The sequence below is a fragment of the Xanthobacter sp. BG11Y11_SDJG genome, assembly GCF_057364445.1.
In genome coordinates this window covers 1-573 of record NZ_JBNFNU010000883.1, presented here as the reverse complement: position 1 = coordinate 573, position 573 = coordinate 1, and the positions used below count along the sequence as shown (strand labels likewise).

At 74.7% G+C, this 573-nt stretch carries 1 protein-coding gene; it reads right to left on the bottom strand.

The annotated features are described in order from the left end of the window. A partial coding sequence (locus AC2W7M_RS27105) for a BatA domain-containing protein (RefSeq protein WP_486136338.1) occupies positions 1-436 on the bottom strand: 436 nt, incomplete at its 3' end. Between the last annotated feature and the right edge of the window lie 137 nt (positions 437-573).

Sequence of the window (573 nt, the reverse complement as noted above, 5' to 3'; positions counted from 1 at the left end):
GCAATGTCGGCTCCTTCGGCACGTCGCCCGTGGGGATGGAGGGCGACGCCGCGCCCGTCCCGCTCCGCCTCGTCGAATGAAGGCGTCGGCGGCGGCGGTGCGCTGCGCCCAGCTCGTGGGCGGCGGGCCAGCCCTGGTCGATCACCATCACCAGCGGGCCGCTGCGGGAGGGATCGGTGGCGGGCGGATTCCAGATCGGGCCGGCGGCGGCGAGGATCACCAGCGCCGCCAGCAGAAGGCGCAGAAGGGTGAGCCACCACGGCGTCTTCGCCGCGCTCTCCTCCTTCGGCTTGATGTCGAACAGAAGCGCGGTGGGCGGGAACGCCACCTTGTGCGGGCGCGGCGGCACCACGCGCAGCAGGTACCACAGCAGCGGCAGCCCGATGAGCGCGGCGAGGATGAGCGGCGAAGAGAAGGCGAGCGGCAGGCCGAACATCAGGCGCGCCCTCCGGTCGCGGCGGGGGGGTCGCGGCGCGCAAGGCGGGGGGCGGATCTCATTCAGCCGCCTCCGTCCGCGCGGCATGCGCGAAGCCCGCCACGGCGCCAGCGCCGCCGGCGCCCATGCGCATGTGG